Raw genomic sequence first — 21,235 nt, forward strand, 5'->3', positions numbered from 1 at the left:
AGCTTCGGGGCGAGGCGCGTTACGTTATTCCTTATTTGATCCTTGACGTGCTATCACTCGGAACGCACACGGCCGACAGGGAATACAAGGGTTGCGGTCCCATGTTTTCAAGCTTCGGGCGGGCTGCCAGGACATCGGCCTTCCAGGCCGCGGCAGCGCGCCGGCACGCCAATTCGTCACGGAATTCGAGCGTCTGCATCGACGACGACACGTCGCCACCGGCCGGCTCTTGCCGCCAAAGCGCCATGGTCAGGATCAGGTAATACATCGATGTCTCCCGGCTTTGACAATTTTCCTGGAGTCTTGCGTCTTGAAAAAAATCCGTCAACTGGACGTTGACGGATAAACACGTTGGAAACTACATCGGAGACACTGCACTGTAACCGGTGAAGATGTCAGGGCAATGACATCACCTGGGGTTGGGCCGGCGCAGCCGCACCGCGCCGGCGAGTCCGAACCCGGCCAGCAGCAGGGCCAGCGATCCCGGTTCCGGCACCTCTGCCGCGCCCTCGAAGCTCAGGTCGTCCATCGCGTACGATGCCTGGAAGCCGCTGGACACGACGATCGCATCGATCGCGCTGCCCCAGCCGGCAGAAAGGTAAGCGGGCGCGTCCGACAGTTGCAGCGCAGCCGAACTGGCGACCAGCTGGCCGGCGGCATACAAGTCGAAACGCACGCTGCTGTCGCTGTAACCGGAAAACCAGGCGCCGTTGAAGACGGTGGGCACGAGAAAACGGATGGTGCTGGCGGCCGGTCCGCCGTCGATCCAGTCCGTGGTCACGCGTCCCTGGCCGGAATGCGCCGTGAACGGCGCCTGTTCGCTGGTGAAGACGGACAGGCCCGAGCTCGACCAGTCCAGTCCACCGTAGTTGCCAGGTACGGAAGAAAATTCGTCCGGGCCGACGATGTCGTCGAAGGTCAACACGGTTGCCGAGGCGAAGGGTGCGCACAGCGCAAGGGCGACGCCCGCGGCAAAGCTGCGGACGAAGTTGCGAATATTCGGATGCATGACATTCCTTTGACTATGTGATTGGAAAGGCGGTAGCCGGCTTTGCGCCGGCTGCGTCTTCATGGTCAGGCCTGGCCCAGGGCCGGGTCGCTGACCGTATGGCGGCCGGTTTCGACGCGGCCGGCGAAGCGCCGCAGGTAGTCGGGCTGGCTGGAGACCGTGGCGCTGAGGTCGTACCAATAGCCATTGCTCGCCACCGGAATGCGCACGACCAGTTCGCTGCGTGGCGCAAGCGTGTGGAGCTGCCTCAGCGGCGTGTAGGCATTCGCGGCCAGGCTGAAGGTACAAGGCGCGCTACCGGTGTTCACCAGGCGCAGCAGCAATTCGCCGTTACTGGCGTCGGACCGCACTTGCACCTCCGGACGTGGCTGGCCGGCCGCGACGGCGCGCAGGGCGCTGCCGGTGAAGTGACGGTGATAGCCGTTCGGCCCCAGCACCCACAAATCGTAGGCGCCGCCGACTGCGGGCGTCCAGCTGTCCGACAGCGATTTGCCCGATTCGACGGTGTAACGGCGCGGTATGGCCGCCAGGTTCTTGCGGTCGTACACATGGAACACGGCGCCCTGGCGGCCGGTATTGATGAAGTTCAGCGCCACCCGCACGGACGCCATCGTGGCGCCGGGCTGCACTTCGCAGGTGGTCGCCAGTTCATACGGCAGCGCGCGCGACGGCCGCGTGCCCACGGCCTGCACCGGCAGCTTCGGCGCAGCGGGCGGCGCAATCTGCGCCAGGCGCTGCTGTGCGGCACGCAGGGCGTCGGCCTGGCTGCGGGTTCTGCGCCCCTGCAATACCGGCAATACCTCGCTGTTCGGCGTTGCAAAGTTGAACGCGCTGGTGAGGTCGCCGCAGACCGCGCGGCGGAATGGGCTGATGTTCGGCTCGCGCACACCGAAACGCGCCTCCAGGAAACGCAGCACCGACGTGTGGTCGAACACCTGCGAATTGACCCAGCCGCCGCGGCTCCATGGCGAAATCACATACATCGGCACCCGCGGACCGGGCCCGTAGACGCGGCCATCCGCAGCCGGCTGCCTGGTGCTCCCTTGAGGCCGGGGATGCGTGTAGTACTCGGGTCCCATATCCGCCTGCGCCAGCGTGGTCTTGCCGGCGTAGCCGCCCTTGCCGTCGGGTGAAGGGGCGGAGGGCGACGGCACGTGGTCGAAATAGCCGTCGTTCTCGTCGAAGTTGACGATCAGCACAGTCTTGCTCCAGACCTCGGGGTTGGCCGTCAATGCGTCGATGACCTCCTGCAGGAACCAGGAGCCCTGCACCGGGCTCGATGGGCCAGGATGCTCGCAGTAGATCGACGGTGCGTTCATCCACGACACCTGCGGCAGCTTGCCCTCGCGGATGTCGCGCTTGAACGCGTCCAGGTACTGCTCGGGCTGGGTGCCCGGCAAGGTGTTGGCGATGCCCTTGTACAGCGGGTTGTTGGCGTTGTCGGTCGCCGCATCGTAGGCGTGGTAGGGCAGGACCTGGCCGGTGTTGGTATAGGGCTGGCCTGGTGCACCGCCGCTGGAGACGGGGTAGCCCGACGCGATGTTGGCGCGCTTGAACTGGCGGAACGCGCCCAGCATGTTGTCGCCCCATTCATCGGGCATGTTCTGGTAACTGATCCAGCGCACGCCGGCCGCCTCGAGGCGTTCGGCATAGGTGGTCCAGGTATAGCCTGTGTTCACGCCGCTGGGCAGGCCGTCGATGGCATCCCATTCGTTGCTGACGAACGCCGTGCCGGTGGGTACCGCGCCGTTGGTGCCGGTCAGGAAGAACGAGCGGTTCGCATCGGTCCCCGTGTGCATCGAGCAGTGGTAGGCATCGCACACCGTAAAAGCATTGGCCAACGCGAAATGGAAGGGAATTTCGGCTTCCTTGAAGTGGCCCATCGAGATGGGATTCTTGTAGCGCGGCCATTGGTCCATGCGGCCGTTGTCCCAGGCTTGCTGGCTGTCGTTCCAGTCATGCGGCGTACCGTTGGCGCGCTGCGCGTTGCCGACGCTGCCGTCCAGGTGGAAGGGCATCATCAGATTGCCGTTCGCCATGCGCTGTTGCCACACGTTGCGGCCTTCCGGCAGGGGGATGGGGAAGCGGTCCCCGAATCCGCGCACGCCGGCGAGCGTGCCGAAATAATGGTCGAACGCGCGGTTCTCCTGCATCAGGATTACTACGTGCTCGACGTCGCGAATGGTACCCGTCACGTTGTTGGCGGGGATGGCAAGCGCGCGCTGGATCGCCGGCGGGAAAGCGGCATACGTGCCGGCCGCGATACCTGCGCGGGCACTGTTTCGCAAGAAACTTCGTCGTGAGGTCATAACGTTTTATGTGAGAACGTTGGGAGGACGCGCGTCTGCAACGCGTGTGGCCGGGTTGTGCCCATGCCGATATGGCTGAGGACTGCGCCAGCGTAAACCGCATACATGACGACCCCATGACAGCGCAGCGTCCAATTCGATTGCTCGACGATACCCAACGTGTTAATTTGCATGCGACTGCCGACCCACCTTCCTCGACACTCGCATGCACCCATCCTTCCCGTTTGCCGCGCGCATCGATTGGCGTGACCTGAGCGCAATACTCATGCTGGCGCTGGCCTTGCTGATCCCGGCGCTCGCATTGGCCGAAGAGAGCAAGCTGCAGCGCAGCCCGCGCGCGACGGTGTCGCTGGTGAGCGAACACGCCGCCGTCAGCCCCGGGCAACAGGTACGCATCGGCCTGCGCCAGCGCCTGGCGCCGCACTGGCACACCTACTGGAAGAATCCCGGCGATGCGGGCTCGCCGCCGAATATCGAATTCAAGTTACCTCAAGGCGTGAGCGTCGGCGAGATCGCCTGGCCCGGGCCGGACCGCTTCCTCATCGGGCCGGTCGCCAGCTATGGCTACGAAAACGAGATCGTCTTCCCGATGACCCTGGCGGTACCGGCGGATGCGCAGCCCGGCAGCCGGCTGGTGGTCGAGGCGAATGCCGATTGGGTGGTGTGCGAGAAGGAATGCATTCCCGAAGAAGGGCAGTTCCGCCTGGACTTGCCGGTGGAAGCGGCGGCGCGCTTGGGGAGCGCCGCCGTGCGCGCGGCGTTCGCGATTGCCGATGCGCGCCGGCCGCAAGCGGCGCCCTGGAAGGCCTCGGTCAGCGCCGACGAGCCCATGCTGCAGCTGCGCGTCGCAGGCGCAGGCATCTCGCCGCAGTCCGTGCAATCGGCGCTGTACTTCCCGGAACCCTGGGGCGTGGTCGATCACGCCGCCGCGCAGACCCTGAAGGTGGAGCAGGGCGCCTTGACCCTGACGCTGCGAAAAGGCCAGGGCTATACGTCCAAGCCCGCGGCGGGACTGCTGGCGGTGACGGATGGCGGCGGCCAGAAACGCTGGTTCACGCTGGCCTTGCCGGTCGCAAGCGCAGCCACAAGTATGGCTGCAAGCACCGCCCCGACGCCTTCCACCTTGCCGCTGTGGCAAATGGCGGTGTTCGCCTTCCTCGGTGGCCTGGTCCTGAACCTGATGCCTTGCGTGTTTCCTGTCCTGGCGATCAAAGCCACGGCGGTGGCCGGCATGTCCGGCGGCGATCGCCGCGAGGTGCGTCTGTCCGGCGTGTTCTACACCATGGGCGTGCTGGCCGCATTCATGGCGCTGGCCCTGGCCCTGCTGGCGGTGCGCGCCGGCGGCAGCGCGGTCGGCTGGGGCTTCCAGTTCCAGTCGCCCCTGTTCGTCGCGGCCATGTGCTGGCTGATGCTGGCGATCGGCCTGAACCTGTCGGGCGTATTCGAGGTGGGCGGCTCGCTCGCCGGGGCGGGGCAGGGGCTGGTGGAGCGCAAGGGCCACGCGGGCAGTTTCTTCACCGGCTTGCTGGCCGTGGTGGTGGCGACGCCTTGCACCGCGCCCTTCATGGGCGCGGCAATCGGCTCGGCGCTGGTGGCGCCGGCCGCGGTCAGCCTGCTGGTGTTCGCGATGATGGGCCTGGGCCTGGCGCTGCCGTTCCTGTTGCTGGGACTGTTCCCGGCGGTGGCGCAACGCCTGCCGCGGCCAGGCCTGTGGATGGTGCGGCTGCGCCAGGCGATGGCCTTTCCGATGTATGCGACGGCGGCCTGGCTGCTGTGGGTGCTGGCCCAGCAGGCGGGCGAAGCGGGCTTGCGCATGGCCCTGGCCGGTACCGTGCTGGTCGGCCTGGTGACATGGCTCGTCGGCCTGCACCAGCACGAGCACGGGGGCGGCAAGTCGTGGTGGCCGCGTGGCCTGGCGCTGGTGTCCCTGGCGGGACTGGTTGGCTTGATGGCCAACCTGCATGTCGCCAAGCCGCCGCAAGCGCCAAGCAGCCAGCAAGCGAAGAACGCCGAACCGTACAGCGCCGAACGCCTCGCCGCCTTGCGCGCCGCGGGCAAGCCGGTGTTCGTCAACATGACCGCCGCCTGGTGCATCACCTGCCTGGTCAACGAACGCACGACCCTGTCCACTGCCGCCGTGCAGCAAGCCATGCGCGCGCACGAGGTGGTCTACCTGAAGGGCGACTGGACCAATCGCGATCCCGCCATCACGGCATTCCTGCGCGCGTTCGGGCGCGATGGCTTGCCGTTCTATGTGTTCTATGCGCCCGGCAAGGAGCCGGCGGTGCTGCCGCCGGTGCTGACGCAGGCGATCGTGATGGAGGCATTCGCGCAGCAATCAGGTAACAATGCAGTCGCGGTAGCCAGGCAATAAACATCGTCGTCATCGAACTTTAGCCACGTTTTCAAAGGAGGATTTCATGAACCGCTCCCCACGCCGCGCCTTGCTGCGCATGACTGCATGCACGGCCGCACTGGCCAGCGCCAGCCTGCTGCTTACCACACCGGCCATGGCTGCGCCCACGATCGGCCAGCCGGCGCCCGCCTTCACGGCGCTCGACAGCAAGGGGCAGCAGCACAAGCTGGCCGACCTGAAGGGGAAAGTCGTCGTGCTCGAATGGACGAACAACGAGTGCCCTTACGTGAAGAAGCACTACGGCGCCGCCAACATGCAAAACCTGCAGAAGCAGGCGACAGGGGCGGGCGTGGTGTGGCTGAGCGTAATTTCGTCGGCGCCGGGCGAGCAGGGCCACGTCACCGGCGCCAAAGCGGACGAGCTGACGGCCAGCCGCAACGCGCAGCCGACCGCCGTGCTGCTCGATCCGCAAGGCGAGATCGGCAAGGCCTATGACGCGCGCACCACGCCGCACATGTACGTCATCGACGCCAAAGGCATCCTGCGCTATGCCGGCGGGATCGACAGCATCGCGACGGCCAAGCCGGCCGATATCGAAAAAGCCGATCCCTACTTCAAGACCGCGCTGCAATCGGTGCTGAAAGGCGAAAACGTCGTGCAGGCGACGACGCGGCCGTATGGCTGCGCCGTGAAATACAAATCCTGACGCACTGCGGCGAGTCAGAATGGCACTCCGAAAACGGAGTATGAATACTCCGTTTTCGGACTCGTAACTGGTGCCGGTATCAGCCGATATTACTGCCCCGGATCCTGCTGATGTCCTTGTCGTCGCCCAGGTTGCCCGGTCGCGGATCGACGCTCGACCCGGAGCCGTGCACCGCCCCTTCCGTATTGCCCATGCCGCCCCGCTCCACGCCGACGCCGGCGCCGATCGTCGGCGCGCCGCCGCGGTTCAGGTCGGTGCCATAGAAGCTGTGGATCTCCGTCGCCCAGGTGACGTCCGCCATGTCGGGCCAGGCATCCTTGTTGAAGCCGGGCGCCTTTTTCAGGCGCTCTTTCTCGACGTTCAGCACGAAGCGGTGGTTGACGGTGTCCAGGTGCAAGGCCTGCCAGGGCACGGCGAAGAGTTTCTCGTGCATGCCGAGGAAGCCGCCGAAAGCCAGCACGGCATAGGCCACCTGGCCGGTGTTCATGTCGAGCATGATTTCCTTGATGTCGCCCAGGTCTTCTTCGGCCCCATTGACGACGCCGTCGCCGATCAGCGTGTCGGCGCCCATCAGCGCCGGCCCGGGACCGGCGTGGCTCCTGTTTTTGTAGATGCCGTATTTGTCGCGGTCTGCATAGCCCATGTCGTTCTCCCTGTCTGTGTTTGCGTCGGTGCAAAGCCAGTTCCAAAGATAGGCCGAGGCCTCGCTGCGCCCATGATATGACTCAATCGGGCAGGGGTGCGCGCGCTTGTCACGCGCGCGTCATCGGCGCATGACAGAATAGCTCAGCAATGCGAAATGGCGCACAGAGCGAGCTCGGCTTTGTGATTATCCTGACAAGCAGTGTTTCGGAGACTACAACATGACCATCACCTCGCGCTGCAACCATCCCGGCCCGCTGGCCAAACGGATTCGGACCGTGTCGATCACCTCTTTATTCGCGCGCCTGCTGCGCAAGCGCTGATACATCAGCATGCTTTTGTAGGGTGGGCACTGGTGCCCACGCGGTAGAGCATATGCGTGTCGAAGCGCATGAAAACACCTGCGACGCAGGCGTATTCGTTACCTTTTAAACGTGCGGTTCATTAACGTACGACCGCGTGGGCTCGAGAGCCCACCCTACATTGCGCGACAGCCAACGCAGGGTGGAAGCACGTCAAGGATTGCCCGCCCCGCCAGCCACGCCATACACCTGCCCGGTCGTATAACTCGACTCGTCCGCCGCCAGCGTCACAAACGCCAGCGCCAGCTCGGCCGGCTGGCCCGGACGACCCAGCGGCGAATCCGCGCCGAACTTCTTCAGATTCTCTTGCGTCTGCCCGCCCGACACCTGCAACGGCGTCCAGACCGGCCCCGGCGCGATCGCGTTCACGCGGATGCCCTGCTTGCCCAGCTGCTTGGCCAGCGCCTTGGTGAACGCGACTTCCGCCGCCTTGGTCTGCGCGTAATCGAGCAGGTTCGGTGACGGGTCATAGGCCTGTACCGAGGCCGTATTGATGATGCAGCTGCCCGCCTTCAGGTGCGGCACCGCCGCCTTGGTGATCCAGAACATCGCATACACATTCGTCTTGAAGGTCCAGTCGAACTGCTCGGTCGTCAGGTCGAGGATCGAGTCGGTCGAATGCTGGCGGCCGGCGTTGTTGACGAGAATGTCGAGGCCGCCCAGCTGGCGCACGGCTTCGGCGACGAGCTTGCGGCAAAAGGCTTCGTCGCGGATGTCGCCGGGCAGGGCCACCGCCTTGCGGCCGGCGTCCTGGATCAGTTTCACCACTTCGCGCGCATCGGCTTCCTCGGCCGGCAGGTAATTGATGGCGACGTCGGCCCCTTCGCGCGCGAACGCGATCACGGCGGCGCGGCCGATGCCCGAGTCGCCGCCGGTCACCAGCGCCTTGCGCCCGGCCAGGCGTCCGCTGCCGCGGTAGGTGGTTTCGCCGTGGTCGGGCCGCGGCGTCATCTTGCCCGCCAGTCCCGGCCAGGGCTGCGACTGGTTCTGGAAGGGCGGGCGCGGATAGCGGCTGGCCGCTTCGCGCGCGCGGCCGGCGGGCGGCTGGCCCGGCGCCGGGTCGGCTGGTTGCTGGGCAGCGGCGGGTACGGCCGCCGCCGCAGCGGCAAGGCCGCCGGCAACCGTGCCGACGAAACGGCGGCGCGACGGCGCCGGATCTTGATCGTTCGAGTCCATGGTGCTCCTGAAAGAGGAAAGTGGTGGCCGACAGTGGCTGTCCCGATGGTAGCGATGATCCGGAACACGCGGCATACGGGACGATCGGCCTCTCGTGCGCGGCGAACTGATCGGTTAGACTTGCGCTTTGCATCAGGATGGGCGGGGCAGTGAACCGAACAACGAAGATCGCGTCCCTGGCGGGCGCCGGCGTACTGGCGGCGGCGCTGGCGGGCTATTACATCGCAGGCCAGCGCGAGCCGGCCGCACCCGGCGCCGGCGCCATGCTGCTGGCGGCGCCGGCGGCAACAAAGCCGTCCTGGGCGGCGCGCGTGATGCCGCTGGCGGGCGATGGCCAGGATGGCGTCGTCGATGGCGCGCAGGCGCAGGGCCGCTTCAGCGATCCCTTCGGCGTCGCCCTCGACGCCCACGGCAACGTCTATGTGTCCGACGGCGGCGACAGCAACCGCATCCGCCGCATCGACCGCAGCGGTACCGTCTCCACCTTTGCCGGCGCGCGCGAAGGCTTCGCCGACGGCGCCGGCGCCGCAGCTGCCTTCCACACGCCCTCGGCATTGGCGAGCGACCGCTTCGGCAACCTGTACGTGGCAGATACCGGCAACCACGCCATCCGCAAGATCGCACCCGACGGCAGCGTCACCACGCTGGCCGGCGACGGCCAGCCGGGCGACGCCGATGGGCAGGGACGCGCCGCGCGCTTCCACGCGCCGGTCGGGGTGGCGGTGGACGCGCGCGGCAACGTGTACGTCGCCGACACCTACAACGACCGCATCCGCCGCATCGCGCCCGACGGCGTCGTGACCACGCTGGCCGGCGGCGCCCGGCCCGGCAATGCCGACGGTCCCGGCGCTGCTGCCGCCTTCGACACGCCGAGCGCGATCGCGGTCGACAAGGACGGCACGCTGTATGTTGCCGATACCGGCAACAACGCGATCCGCCGCATCGGCGCGGATGGCATCGTCTCGACGCTGGTCGCGCCGCTGGCGGGAGAACGCCAGCCGCTGCTGCGCCGCCCCACCGGCCTGGCGCTGACCCACGACGGTTACCTGTATATCGCCGGCGGCGGCGGGCGCATTTTGCAACTGGCCTTGCAGCTCGCATTGCAGCCCGGTGGCGAGATCCATGCCCTGGACGATGCCGACCGCCCGCCGCAGTCAAGCTTTGGCGCCGACGGCAAGGTGCACCTGTTCGCGCCGCACGGCATCGCCGTGGAGAGGAGCGGCAGCCTGGTCGTGGCCGACGCGCTGGCGCTGCGCGTGCTGCGCCTGGCGCCGCCGAAGGAGGGCGAGGCCGCACCGATTATCGCGCCGCCGGCGCAGGCCCCACGTACTGCGCCGATGCCCTGGCCGGTCGGGCCGCAAGACATGCCGCACGAGGTGGTCGGCCTGATGGGCGAGGTGCGCGGCAGCTATGACGGCGAAAGCCGCGACCATTTCCATGCCGGCCTCGATGTGCGCGCCGACGTCGGATCGCGCGTGCTGGCGATCGTGCCCGCCAAGGTGAGCGACCCCTTTGCGAACTGGGGTTTCGGTTCGCTCAGCGAAGGCATCGCCATCGGACCGCTGTCGTACATCCACATGCGCGTCGGCCGCGACGGCCGCGACAAACCCTTCGACGCACGCTTCCAGGTACTCACCGATGCGCGCGGGAAGCCGGAGCGCGTGCGGGTACCGCGCGGCACGCGCTTCGCGGTGGGTGACGCGCTCGGCACCATCAACGCCATGGCCCACGTCCACCTCGATTACTATCCGGGCGGCGCGCTGGTCAATCCCTTGACGCTGCCGTTCCCCGGCGTGGTCGATACCATCGCGCCGCGCCTGCAAGGCGTGGCCCTGTACGACGCTGCGGGCAAGCGCCTGCCTGCGAAGAAGGGCCAGCCGGTACGCATCGAGCGCGCGCTGGGCCAGGTGTCGATCGTGGCCGACGGCTACGACCAGATGGACGGCAACCTGGCGCGGCGCCGCCTCGGGCTGTACAAGCTCGGTTACCAGCTGCTGCGCCCTGACGGCAGCGCGCTGCCGGGCTTCGAGCAGCCGTTGATCACGCAAGTCTACGACCGCCTGCCGCGCGAGCGCGAAGCGGTAAAACTGCTGTATGCGCCCGACAGCGGCATCACGGTCTACGGCAGCAAGGCGACGCGCTTTGCGTATGCGGTCAATAACACGCTGCAGAATGGGCGGGTGGCGCCGGGCAACTGGCAGGTGGGGGCGCTGGCGCCGGGGGATTACATCCTGCGCATTTATGCGGCGGATTACGCGGGGCAGGTGGCGCTTGAAGGACGCGATCTGGCGGTCAGGGTGGAGTAGGGTGGCGTCTTGGTAGCGTGGCCAGCGTTGCCACCGCCAGTACCAGGAACAAGGCACAGACCCGTAGCGTGGGCGGGTTCCCCGCCCACGCGGTGATCGTTATCGGTTCTAACGCGTGCTCGATGATCTTGCCGCCAACTATCACCGCGTGGGCGGGAGACCCGCCCACCCTACGGGTCTGATCAGGATGTAGGGTGGTCGGCTACACCCGCAACGACGCGAACACGCGCCGATTGCGCCGCCCACGCGTAACGCCCGCACCCACGCGGCGCTGGCAGGAACTCACCCCGCCCCCGCCGAACGCACCCTGTACCACGCCATGCCGATCAGTTCGTACAGCGCATACGACGAGCGGCGCATGCCCTCGGTGCTGGGCACCCAGGCGCCGAGCGGTTGCGGTTGCCGGCTGAAGAAGACGGTCGGCGCGCTGACCACTTCGAGCCCGGCACGCTCGAAAGCGGCGCGCGAGCGCGGCATGTGCATCGCATCGGTGACGAGCAGGATGCGCTTGACGCCTTCGGAACGCAGCAGCGCGGCGCTGTAGGCCGCATTTTCTCCGGTGTCACGCGAGCGCGCCTCCAGCCACTTCACGGGGACGCCGAAGTCCTCGCGCAATGCCGCCGCCATGCCATCGGCCAGGGAGGCAGCGCCCTCGTTCCCGAGGCCGCCGCTGACGAGGACGGGCAGCCCGGTGCGCCGCTGCAGGTGGGCCGCATAGCGCAGGCGCGCCAGGGCGATATAGTCGGGAATGTCGCGGCCGCCGTATTCGGGGGCACGCTGCAGGCGCCCGGACGACAGCACGACGATCGCCTGTGCGCCGGCGCGCTCGGGCGCCAGTAGCGGCGTGGTCATCCGTTCCAGCGGCGCCACCAGGAGCCGTGCGCCCCCGGTGCTCGACAGCAGGAACATGAGCAGGAGCGCGCAAGCGGCGACAGCATGCCCGGTGCGCGGCCAGCGGCGCGACATCGCCAGGCCGACGGCGATGAGCAGGAACAGGTTGGCGGGGGGAAGGATCAGGCCGCGCGGGACGGCGTTCATCAGGTCAAACAGCAGGGTCATCGCGTCAAACTATTTTTAACGAAGCAGCTTCAGGCCCGGCGGCAGCGCCTCGCCCAACATGCGCGTTTCGCTCGCCTGGTCCAGCTCCACCACTTCGCGCACCAGCGCCGTCCAGGCGGCCGGCGCGCCGATCGCGCTCAAACGGCGCAGCACTTCGGCGCGCACGGCGTCGTCGATGTCGCGCGAGCGGTCGCCGGTCATGCGCGCGATGTGGGTGGCGGCAAAACCGGCCGGCTCGATCTTCTTCCAGTCGAGCAGCAGCAACTGGCCCAGCCATGCCTCGGCCACTTCGCGCGGCGCGACTTCGTGCGCGCTGGCGTGGAAGGACTGGCGCGCGCCGACGCGGCCAAACGCCCACAGGTAGCGCGCGTAGGTGGCTGCGGTCTTGGCGTCGAGCTTGGCGGCGCCGGTGGAAATCGCCGCGATCTGCTCCATCATCCAGTTGCCGATCTCCGCCTTGTAGGCCGCCGGAATGCGTTCCAGCGAAGCGCCCAGGCGCAGCATGTCGTCCTCGCTGCCGTCGACCAGGGTGATCGGGCGCTTGCCGCGCTCGGACGCGTCGGCCTGCAAATTGAAGGCGAAATCGTCGAGCAGGCGCAGCTGCGCTTCGGTGTCCAGGCCACCGGCCACGCGGCGCCACAGCGTCCACCATTCGGCACGCACCTGCGTGTCCTTGTGGTACTGCACGCCTGTCTCGAACATCGCCCACAATTGCTCGATGCGCCAGCTGTCGAGCGGATGGCCGAAGCCGGGGCGCAGGCAAAAGCCGGCCAGGTTGAGCCAGGCGCGTTCGTGCTCGGCCGACCGGCGCCGTCCCTTCGATCGCTCCATCAACGCGTCGAACAGGCGCCGCAACAACGGCGTCGCCCAGCCTTCGCGCCGCCCGAGCAGGTGTTCGAGGCTGGCGCGCAGCTGGCGCACCTCTTTGGTGTCGACGGCTTTCGAGCGGGTGCCGAAGACGCGCTCGATTTTCTCGATTGCGGCATCGAGCTGCGGCGGCAGCACCTCGGTCTCGACCGCGTCTTCCTCACCCTCGGCGGCGCGCAGTTCGAACGCGAGCTGCCAGCGTCCACTGCCATCCTCGGCCACGCAATGCACCTCCAGCGATCCGACTTCGCTCAGCGACGCCACCAGCTGCACCGCGATCTCGCTGCGCGGCGCCGCACCGGGCGCGGCGCGCAGCACGGTGGCGATCGGCGGCAGGCGCACGACGTCTTCCGGCGCCAGGTCGACCAGTGCGCCGGGCTGCGGCACCTGGCCGGTGTCGGCCACCGTCGACACCAGGTGGAAGCGCACCGGCCGTCCCAGGCGCAGGGCGAAGCTGCGTTCGTGCAGGCGCACTTCGGTGGTGGCCGGCGTGCCGCGCGGGAGCAGGCAGACGGCGCGCAAGCCGCTTTGTGCGCGTTCGCCTTCGAGCAGCAGGTAGTAGCTGCGCGCCGCGCCGCTCTCGATGGCGGGCGCGGCGCCCTGGCGCGCCAGTGAATAAGCGACGCCGCCACGGGCGACGGCGACGTCCGGATCGCGGTTGTGCAAGATGCGCAGCGGCTGTCCGCGCCAATTCTCCAGCGTCGTGGCCAGGCGCTCGGCCAGGGCGGCGCCGCGGAACACGCCGCCGTTGAGCAGCAGGGTGTCAGGCACGGGAAGCGTGGCGTCATCGGCCAGGCCGAGCGCGGCGCGCGCCGCCGCCGCGTGCTGGCGCAGGAAGCTGGCCAGGTGGCGCGTGACGGCCGGGTCGCTGGCGTAAGGCAGGCCGAATTCGACGATGCCGGCGCGTGCGCGGCGCGCGCTTTCCTGCGTTTCGTTCAGGGGGAAGAAGCCGTCCAGCACCACGCGTTCGATGTCGGCGCGGCGCAGTTCGGCCTTGCGGCTGGCGCCGATCAGGCGCGAGCCGGAACCCAGCAGCGTGACGGTCACCTGTTCCGGTGCGTCGCTCGCCAGCAGCTGTTCCTTGGCGGCGCGGCAGCGTTCGGTCAGCTGGGCCAGGCGCGCGGCCGACAGGCGCGCCGGCACTTGCGCGCCATCCTGTTCGGCCATGCGCGCCTCGACCAGGTGCGCCAGTGCCAGGTCCATGTTGTCGCCGCCGAGGATCAGGTGGTTGCCGACACCGATGCGCGTCAGCTGCGGCTGGCCGTCGACGAGTTCGACCTTGACCAGGCTGAAATCGGTGGTGCCGCCGCCGACGTCGGCCACCAGTACCAGCTTTGTATCGGCCAGGTCGTCGGCCAGGGTGGCGCGGTGGCGGTACAGCCAGTCGTAGAGGGCGGCTTGCGGTTCTTCCAGCAGGCGCAGGCGCGGCAGGCCGGCCAGCCGCGCCGCTTCCAGCGTCAGCGCGCGCGCGCCCTCGTCGAAAGAGGCGGGCACGGTGAGCACGACTTCCTGCTGTTCCAGCGGCTGGCCGGGAAAACGGATATTCCAGTTGGCGCGCAGGTGCGATAAATAGCTGGCGCTGGCGGCCACCGGCGAGACTTTCGGCACCTCGGGTTCGGTGCCCCAGGGCAGGATCGGCGCCATGCGGTCGACGCCGGGATGCGACAGCCAGCTCTTGGCGCTGGCCACCAGCCGGCCCGGCGTCGCCGCACCGAGGCTGCGCGCCAGGCGGCCAATGGCGACGCGCTCCAGGCCAGCCACGTCGCCCAACTGCCAGGGCAGCTGCAACTGGCCCGGCCCGAGTTCTTCAGGCGCAGGGTGGTAGCGGTTCGACGGCAGCAGCGGCGCGCCGGCGACTTCGCCGGGCGCCACCAACTGGTCGATCGGGAACAGTTCGACCTCCGCCGCACCCGGTGCGGCATACGCCAGCACCGTATTGGTGGTGCCGAGGTCGATACTGACCAGGTAGGGTGTCACTGTTCGGTCGTGGTGCGAACGTCGAATTCGACTTTCCAGCGCTGGCCGTCACGCGCCACCGCCGCCAGTTCCAGGGTGCCGGCTTCGGTCGCCAGCGCATGCAGCTTGACTTGCACCACGTCGCCCGGCGTACGGCCATCGGCCGGCAGCGTCGCCTGGATCTCGTTCTGCTCCTGCAGCTCGTCCGGGCCCCAGAAGTCGAGCACCTCGCCGATTTCATCCTGGCGGCGCGTGGTCGAACCGAAGAAGCGGAAGTGGACCGGTTCGCCCACCACCAGGCCGAATTCCTGGCCCGGCAGTTCGAGTTCGCTGCCTTCTTCCATGCCGAAGGGCGCCACGCACAGCGCCCGGATCGGCGGCTCCATGCCGGGAATCGCCGGCATCGACGATTCGACGCCGACGTAGTACGAACGCGCCGTACCGCCGCGGATGCGCACGCCGCCGCCGCGCCGCGCATAGCTGTAGTAGGCGGCGCCACGGGCGACGGCCAGGTCGAGGTCGGCACCCTCTAACATGCGCGCCGGTTCCGCGCCTTCCATGTAGAGCCAGTCGTTGATGGTGTCCATCACGCGCCGGGCGAGAAGCTCGGATTTGAAGACGCCGCCGTTGAACAGCACCGCGCTCGGATGCAGGAACGTGTGTTCGCTACTGACGCGGCCTGCAAAACCTTCGAGTTCGGCGGTGGCGCCGGCCTGGCGCGCCAGGAAAGCGGCCAGGTGGCGCGTCACGGCCGCATCCTGCGCATACGGCAGGCCCAGTTGCGTCAGGCCGGCGCGGGTACGCACGGCGGGACGTGCCGACGCTTCCACGCGCGGGAAGAAGCCGTCGGTGATGAAGGCCGTGACTTCCTCGCGCGTGAGTTCGGTGCGGATCGAACCGCCGATCAGTTTCGAGCCGCGGCTCGGCACCACGATCGGCCAGGTGGTGGCTTGCGCGTCGGCCAGCAGGTGTTCCTTGGCGCCGCGGCAGCCATAGGTCAGCGCGCGCATCTGCCAGGCGTCCAGCTGGGTACCGTTGGCGGCGAGCTTGCGCGCCACCAGGTGCGCCAGGGCCAGGTCCATGTTGTCGCCGCCGAGCAGGATGTGGTCGCCCACGGCCACGCGGTGCGGTTCCAGCTTGCCGTCGCGTTCGAGGATGGCGATCAGCGAGAAGTCGCTGGTGCCGCCGCCGACGTCGACCACCAGCACAATGTCGCCGGCTTTCACCTGCTTGCGCCAGGCGCCGTTGCTGCCCTGGATCCAGCTGTACAGGGCCGCCTGCGGTTCTTCGAGCAGCGTAGCGGAAGCATAGCCGGCGTTACGGGCCGCTTCCGCGGTCAGTTCGCGCGCGCCCGGGTCGAACGAGGCGGGAATTGTCACCGTGACTTGCTGCTGGTCGAACGGCGCTTCCGGATGAGCGTTGTCCCAGGCGCGGCGCAGGTGCTGCAGGTAACGCGTGGAGGCGTCCAGCGGCGAGACGCGCGTGACTTCTTCCGGCGCGTCCGACGGCAGGATGGCGGCGCGGCGGTCGACGCTCGGGTGCGACAGCCAGCTCTTGGCCGAGGACACCAGGCGGATCGGCGTGGTGGCGCCGCGGCTGCGCGCCATTTCGCCGGCGACTGTCGTGTCGCCATCGCTGTTCCACGGCAGCGCCAGTTCGCCCGGCGCCAGTTCGTCCGGGTGCGGCAGGTAGAGGAAGGAGGGCAGCAGCGGCAGCGCCTCGACGGTGCCGGGCGCGCTCAGTTGCGGGATCGGCAGCACGCCGTGCGCGGTGTTTTCGCCGTCGCTCGCTTCCAGGTCGACGTACGACAAGGCGCTGTGCGTGGTGCCCAGGTCGATGCCGATAGCGTAACGAGCGTTCATCGGGGCGCTCACAGTTCCACCTCCGCCGGCGCCAGCACGTTGGCGTCGTGTTCTTTCGCCAGTTGCGGCAGGCGTACTTCGGTGGCTTTCCAGCCGCGGTGGGAGAGCGTGCCCTTGAACGGCGCCTTGCCGACCACGTTGCCGGTCAGGCGCACGCTGGCAGCATCGAAACCTTCTTCGAGCGTGACGCGCGCACCTTCGGCTTCGCCGCGCACGGGGGCGATCGTGAAGTGGTCTTTCAGGACGCGCGCGCAGCCTTCGTGGACGACGCGGGCGGCGGCGCCGATGTCGGCGTCGGCATAGGCCGCCAGGTTTTCGTGGGCGAAGTCGATCAGGCGCGCTTCGCGTTGCAGCAGGGTCAGCAGTTGCAGGGCGGCGTCCGGGGTGGCTTCGCGCAGCTGGACCGGGACCGGGGCGGGCGCGGCGGCCGGGACAGGCGTCGGGGCTGGGGCTGGCGTCACGACGGGCGCAGGCGGCGGTGCGGAGACCGGGCCGACCTGGTCATCGCGCACGCGCGCGGCGAATTCGGCGTCGCCGACGGTCTTGAAAAAGGTGCCGAAGGCGAGGGAGAGCCGGCTCCAGAAAGAGGGCAGTTGGGTCGGTGTGCTCATTCTTGATGTTCTGTAGTGGTAGGGAGCGTCGGAGCCTGGGTCCGGACAAACGCGAATGATACCAGTTTGACCACAGGGCGGCACGCGCACGGCGGCTGCGCGGCAACCGGCGTTCTCCTCCATATGCTGCCCGAGATGAGGAATGCAATGCCTGATTGGCAAGCAGGCCGCTTCCGCCCAAAGCGGCCGTGCAGGCAGGAAGGAAAAATCTCAGCCGCGCAGCGCCGCTTCGATCGCGGCGATGTCGATCTTCCGCATCGTCATCATCGCTTCGAACGCGCGCTTGGCCACCGCCTTGTCGGGGTTGGCAATGGCGTCGGTGAGGACGCGCGGCGTGATCTGCCAGTTGAGCCCCCACTTGTCCTTGCACCAGCCACAGGCGCTTTCCTGGCCGCCGTTGCCGACGATCGCGTTCCACAGGCGGTCGGTCTCGGCCTGGTCGTCGGTGGCGACCTGGAACGAAAACGCTTCGGTATGCGGGAAGAGCGGGCCGCCGTTCAGGCCGAGGCAGGGGATGCCGAGCACGCTGAACTGGACCGTCAGGACGTCGCCCTCTTTGCCGGACGGGAAGTCGCCCGGCGCGTGGTGTACGGCCGTGACGGCGCTGTCGGGAAAGGTTTCGGCATAGAAGCGGGCGGCGTCGAGCGCAGTGCCGTCGAACCAGAGGCAGATCGTGTTTTTGCTGGTCATGGTGTATCTCCTTGTTTTGGTTAATTCAGGACAGGGCAGAACTCAATCCTTGATCTCGGCTTCCACCAGTTGCCCGAGCTGCTGCAGCGATTCCTGCCAGCCGAGATAGCAGGCTTCGGCCGGGATCACCGCCGGAATGCCTTCCTGGCGGATGTGCAGCTCGACGCCGCAGAACACGTCGCGCAGGGTCACCGTGGTCTGCATCCGGCCCGGCAAGTTCGGGTCGTCGAACTCGGCCGTGTAGCGCAGGCGCTTGCCGGGTTCAAGTTCCAGGTACTCGCCGCCGAACACCTCGTTGTGGCCGGTGGTGAGATTCGTGAACGACATACGGTAGCGCCCGCCTGGCTGAACGTCGATGGCATGCACGGTGGCGAAATAGTCATGCGGCGGCAGCCATTTGGCAAAGGCATCCGGGGTGGTAAAGGCGCGGTAGACGCGGTCCGCGGTCGACTTGAGCACGCGGTGCAGTTCGACGGTATTCGTGGACATGATCGGTTCCTTATGAAAAGGCAGAGGACGTCCCTCTGGCAGTACGACGAATACATCCCCGCATATTCGACATCGGGCCAGGTTTTTTTGCAATCGCCATGCTGGCCGAGCCAGGCCGGCAAGAAGGAATGAAAGCCGCCTGTCGCGTCGATTTTCTTTACATTTTTTTAACTGCTGAGTTAACAATAATCCGCAAGTGATTGATTTTAAATGATGTAAATACGCTGGTATGCCGGTTGCTTGTAGTTGCGTGCTGTGCCTGATCAACCACTTAAGAGGATTCAGTCATGAAACTTTTGAAGAAAATGGTGTGTGCCGCCGTGCTTGCAACGTCGATGGGCGTTGCCCATGCGGAATCGGTGCTGAACAACTGGGTATTCAATCCGACTGGCGGCGGTTTCGCCGGCGGCCAGCGGATCAACGAATATCTGGACGTGAACGGCAATGCGTTTATCCAGCTTACCCCTGGAGGCGGCACGAGCTTTTCGTTCACCGAACACGCGGTGTTCAACATTGCCCAGGCTGACAGCAACTTCCAGCTGTTCCCTGTGAATTACCCGACCGGCAACATTACCGCGATGTTCGATGCGACCGGTACCGGCACTTTCGGCGGCGCGTTCACCTTCACCGGCGGCACCATCCGCATGTTCCAGAATCCGACACCCGGTCAGTACGGCAGCTCGAACGGCATCTACGGCGCCAATCTTGGCAACGAGTTCGCCACCTTTACCGTGATGGCGGGCGGGGGCGGCATGGTCGATGCAAGCGGATCGCCAGTCAATAACGGCCAGGTCACCGTGATGGCAAGGGCAAGCGCAGGCTCTGTGGATTCCGGATATTTCTTCCGCGAAAACGGCGAAGACCTGGCGCTGGAAACGATCATGGCATTCGCCTTTACCAACGCGAACACCGTCGCCGAGCCGACCACCACCCTGGTGAGCGAAGTCGCCTGCGAATTCGCCCAGTTCTCCGGCAATGGCTGCAATGGCACGGCCTACGCGAATACCTCGTCCTATTTCTTCGTCAGCAATAACGGCCAGTTCAAATTGTCCGAAGTGCCGGAGCCGGGTTCGCTGGCATTGTTCGGCATCGCCTTGCTGGGCGCGGGAATGGCGACCCGCAAGCGCGCCGCGAAAGTCTGAATGGCGGCGGCTGTATCTTGGAAAGAGCGGGCATGCCCGCTCTTTTTTTTGCCCAATTATTTTGCCCAATAATCGACGACGAGCGATCGCGCCAGGCAGACGCCCAGCGTGGCGACAAAGGCGGTGTGCGCCGGATGGCCCAGGTAGACGTCGCGGTCTTCGTTGCTGCCGAAGGTGAGCGTGAAGCAGTGCGTGAAACCGTCGTTCAGGCCTTCCGGGCTGACGTTCGTGCCCCATTCGTAGGCCACGTTGCCGGGCACGGCCTGGGCGAGGGCGCCGAAGTCGCTGACGACGGTATCGATCTGTTCGGAAGTGGCGTCGTCCTTGAAGGCGAACAGGACGACGTGGCGCAGGGCAGGGGACGAATTGGCGGTCATGGTGTGCTTGGGTTGAAAGGGATATGCAGATCTTACACGGCGTTCCAGACAGCCTGCGCACGCGCCTGGTTTCGTGAGCGATGCACAGACTCGTAAGGTGGGCGGCTATACCTGTTCAGTTTGCGGATCAGCGCCATTTGCGCCGCCCACGCGTTCAACCAGCCGGTGATCCGTCGCGACGTTTCGACGTGTGGTTGAACGCGTGGGCGGCATCCACGCCGCGGGCAGACACGCACCAGGGTATAGCCGCCCACCTTACGGGTCCGCGACGCCGGACTAGCTACCCGGCACCCCGCTCTGGCCCAGGAACCAGCTGCGAAACCGCCCCAATGCGCTGTCGTCCGCCTTCTCCTCGCGATAGGCGAAGTAATGCCGGGTCTCTTCCAGCACCAGCTCCTGCCCGACCGGCCGGGTCAGCTGCCCCTTGTCGATCAGCGGGCTGACCAGGTGGTCGAACCCGAGGGCCACGCCCTGGTCGTTGAGCACCATCTGGATCAGCAGGTTGTAGTCGTTGGCATTGAAGTAGTGCGCCCCGTTGTGCGGGCGGTCTTCCATGTCCAGCCGGTGAATGGCCAGCCACACGCCCCAATCGACGTGCTCGGCCACCTGGGAGCGCCCGTACGGACTCAGGTTCAGCAGCACGCCGTTGCTCAGGCCTTCCAGGCTGCGGATCTCGGGATGCGCGTCCAGGTAAGCCGGGGTGCAGACCGGATAGATGCGGTCGTGGAACAGCGGCACGCTCACATAGCCATCGCGCACGCGCGCCATCTTGGTAATGAAGATGTCCGGGTGGATACCGGGTTCGAGTGACAGGAAGTTCTGCGTGGTGACCAGGTCGAGGTCGATGTCGGGATTGGCGCTGAAGAAGCTGGGCAGCCGGTGCGCCATCCACAAGGCCGAAAAGGCGGGCGAGCAGCACAGCGTCAGCGTACGCCGGGCGCTGTTGCCGTAGTCCTTGCGCACCCGCGTCGCAGCCTGGGCGATGTTAATGAACGACAGCTGGGCCGCCTCGAAGAAGATGGACCCGGCCGGCGTCAGTTTCACCGAGCGTCCGACGCGCTCGAACAGCATCGTGCCGAGGTGTTCTTCCAGTTCGCGGATCTGGCGGCTGATCGCCGCTTGCGTAACGCACAGGGCTTCGGCGGCGCGGGTAAAGCTCTGGTAGCGCGCCGCCGCCACGAAGCATTTGACTGCCCGCAGCGAAGGCATCTTGAGCAGGGTCTGATCGGTCGAGGGAGGCTTGTTCATAACGCCATGTTATCAATTTTCGGGCTGAAAAGTCGGTTGTGCGCATTTGCCCGCAAATTTAGACTCAC

At 66.8% G+C, this 21,235-nt stretch carries 17 protein-coding genes; 4 read left to right on the top strand and 13 right to left on the bottom strand.

What is annotated here, in order from left to right; translation table 11 throughout:
• Positions 1–31 precede the first annotated feature (31 nt).
• The 3 genes from IFT60_RS09285 to IFT60_RS09295 all read right to left on the bottom strand — a co-directional run bounded on the left by IFT60_RS09285 (position 32) and on the right by IFT60_RS09295 (position 3,318).
• Positions 32–268: a hypothetical protein gene (locus IFT60_RS09285; protein WP_192051665.1), complete on the bottom strand. Its 237-nt coding sequence runs from the start codon at positions 266–268 to the stop codon at positions 32–34.
• A gap of 141 nt (positions 269–409) precedes the next feature.
• Positions 410–1,009: a PEP-CTERM sorting domain-containing protein gene (locus IFT60_RS09290; protein WP_192051666.1), complete on the bottom strand. Its 600-nt coding sequence runs from the start codon at positions 1,007–1,009 to the stop codon at positions 410–412.
• 65 nt (positions 1,010–1,074) lie between these two features.
• The gene (locus IFT60_RS09295; protein WP_192051667.1) at positions 1,075–3,318 is read right to left on the bottom strand and encodes a phosphocholine-specific phospholipase C; all 2,244 of its coding nucleotides are present in this window, start codon (positions 3,316–3,318) and stop codon (positions 1,075–1,077) included.
• Between the two features lie 205 nt (positions 3,319–3,523).
• Here IFT60_RS09295 and IFT60_RS09300 point away from each other — a divergent pair, with 205 nt between their 5' ends.
• Together IFT60_RS09300 and IFT60_RS09305 are read left to right on the top strand one after the other, a co-directional pair.
• Positions 3,524–5,692, top strand: a complete 2,169-nt coding sequence (locus tag IFT60_RS09300) for a protein-disulfide reductase DsbD family protein (RefSeq protein ID WP_192051668.1) — start codon at positions 3,524–3,526, stop codon at positions 5,690–5,692.
• 46 nt (positions 5,693–5,738) lie between these two features.
• Complete coding sequence (locus IFT60_RS09305) at positions 5,739–6,380, top strand: redoxin domain-containing protein (protein ID WP_192051669.1); 642 nt, start codon at positions 5,739–5,741, stop codon at positions 6,378–6,380.
• A 79-nt stretch (positions 6,381–6,459) separates the two neighbouring features.
• On the opposite strand, the gene IFT60_RS09310 is transcribed toward IFT60_RS09305, so the two are convergent.
• Together IFT60_RS09310 and IFT60_RS09315 are read right to left on the bottom strand one after the other, a co-directional pair.
• Positions 6,460–7,023, bottom strand: a complete 564-nt coding sequence (locus IFT60_RS09310; RefSeq protein ID WP_192051670.1) for a PRC-barrel domain-containing protein — start codon at positions 7,021–7,023, stop codon at positions 6,460–6,462.
• A 514-nt stretch (positions 7,024–7,537) separates the two neighbouring features.
• Complete coding sequence (locus tag IFT60_RS09315; RefSeq protein WP_192051671.1) at positions 7,538–8,560, bottom strand: SDR family oxidoreductase; 1,023 nt, start codon at positions 8,558–8,560, stop codon at positions 7,538–7,540.
• Between the two features lie 149 nt (positions 8,561–8,709).
• Between IFT60_RS09315 and IFT60_RS09320 the strand changes: the two genes are divergently transcribed.
• Positions 8,710–10,866: an NHL repeat-containing protein gene (locus IFT60_RS09320; RefSeq protein ID WP_192051672.1), complete on the top strand. Its 2,157-nt coding sequence runs from the start codon at positions 8,710–8,712 to the stop codon at positions 10,864–10,866.
• 282 nt (positions 10,867–11,148) lie between these two features.
• Here IFT60_RS09320 and IFT60_RS09325 read toward each other — a convergent pair whose 3' ends face one another.
• The 6 genes from IFT60_RS09325 to IFT60_RS09350 all read right to left on the bottom strand — a co-directional run bounded on the left by IFT60_RS09325 (position 11,149) and on the right by IFT60_RS09350 (position 18,400).
• On the bottom strand, positions 11,149–11,925 hold the full coding sequence (locus IFT60_RS09325) for a YdcF family protein (protein WP_229510761.1): 777 nt from the start codon (positions 11,923–11,925) through the stop codon (positions 11,149–11,151).
• A 15-nt stretch (positions 11,926–11,940) separates the two neighbouring features.
• Positions 11,941–14,769, bottom strand: a complete 2,829-nt coding sequence (locus IFT60_RS09330) for an Hsp70 family protein (RefSeq protein WP_192051673.1) — start codon at positions 14,767–14,769, stop codon at positions 11,941–11,943.
• Positions 14,766–16,610, bottom strand: a complete 1,845-nt coding sequence (locus IFT60_RS09335) for an Hsp70 family protein (RefSeq protein ID WP_192051674.1) — start codon at positions 16,608–16,610, stop codon at positions 14,766–14,768. The genes IFT60_RS09330 and IFT60_RS09335 overlap by 4 nt, the downstream gene beginning before the upstream one ends.
• Positions 16,611–16,618: 8 nt before the next feature.
• The gene (locus IFT60_RS09340) at positions 16,619–17,221 is read right to left on the bottom strand and encodes a DUF2760 domain-containing protein (protein ID WP_192051675.1); all 603 of its coding nucleotides are present in this window, start codon (positions 17,219–17,221) and stop codon (positions 16,619–16,621) included.
• A gap of 210 nt (positions 17,222–17,431) precedes the next feature.
• Entirely contained in the window at positions 17,432–17,911 is a 480-nt protein-coding gene (locus tag IFT60_RS09345; RefSeq protein ID WP_192051676.1) for a VOC family protein, read from the bottom strand.
• A 42-nt stretch (positions 17,912–17,953) separates the two neighbouring features.
• Positions 17,954–18,400: an SRPBCC family protein gene (locus IFT60_RS09350; RefSeq protein WP_192051677.1), complete on the bottom strand. Its 447-nt coding sequence runs from the start codon at positions 18,398–18,400 to the stop codon at positions 17,954–17,956.
• Positions 18,401–18,687: 287 nt separating this feature from the next.
• Between IFT60_RS09350 and pepA the strand changes: the two genes are divergently transcribed.
• Entirely contained in the window at positions 18,688–19,542 is an 855-nt protein-coding gene (gene pepA, locus IFT60_RS09355; RefSeq protein WP_192051678.1) for a flocculation-associated PEP-CTERM protein PepA, read from the top strand.
• Positions 19,543–19,598: 56 nt separating this feature from the next.
• Here pepA and IFT60_RS09360 read toward each other — a convergent pair whose 3' ends face one another.
• Together IFT60_RS09360 and IFT60_RS09365 are read right to left on the bottom strand one after the other, a co-directional pair.
• Positions 19,599–19,919 (bottom strand): Dabb family protein, encoded by a 321-nt coding sequence (locus IFT60_RS09360; protein WP_192051679.1) that lies wholly within the window; start codon positions 19,917–19,919, stop codon positions 19,599–19,601.
• A gap of 276 nt (positions 19,920–20,195) precedes the next feature.
• Complete coding sequence (locus IFT60_RS09365) at positions 20,196–21,167, bottom strand: LysR family transcriptional regulator (RefSeq protein ID WP_192051680.1); 972 nt, start codon at positions 21,165–21,167, stop codon at positions 20,196–20,198.
• Positions 21,168–21,235 lie beyond the last annotated feature (68 nt).

It is taken from the genome of Massilia sp. CFBP 13721 (assembly GCF_014842025.1).
Lineage (GTDB): Bacteria > Pseudomonadota > Gammaproteobacteria > Burkholderiales > Burkholderiaceae_D > Telluria.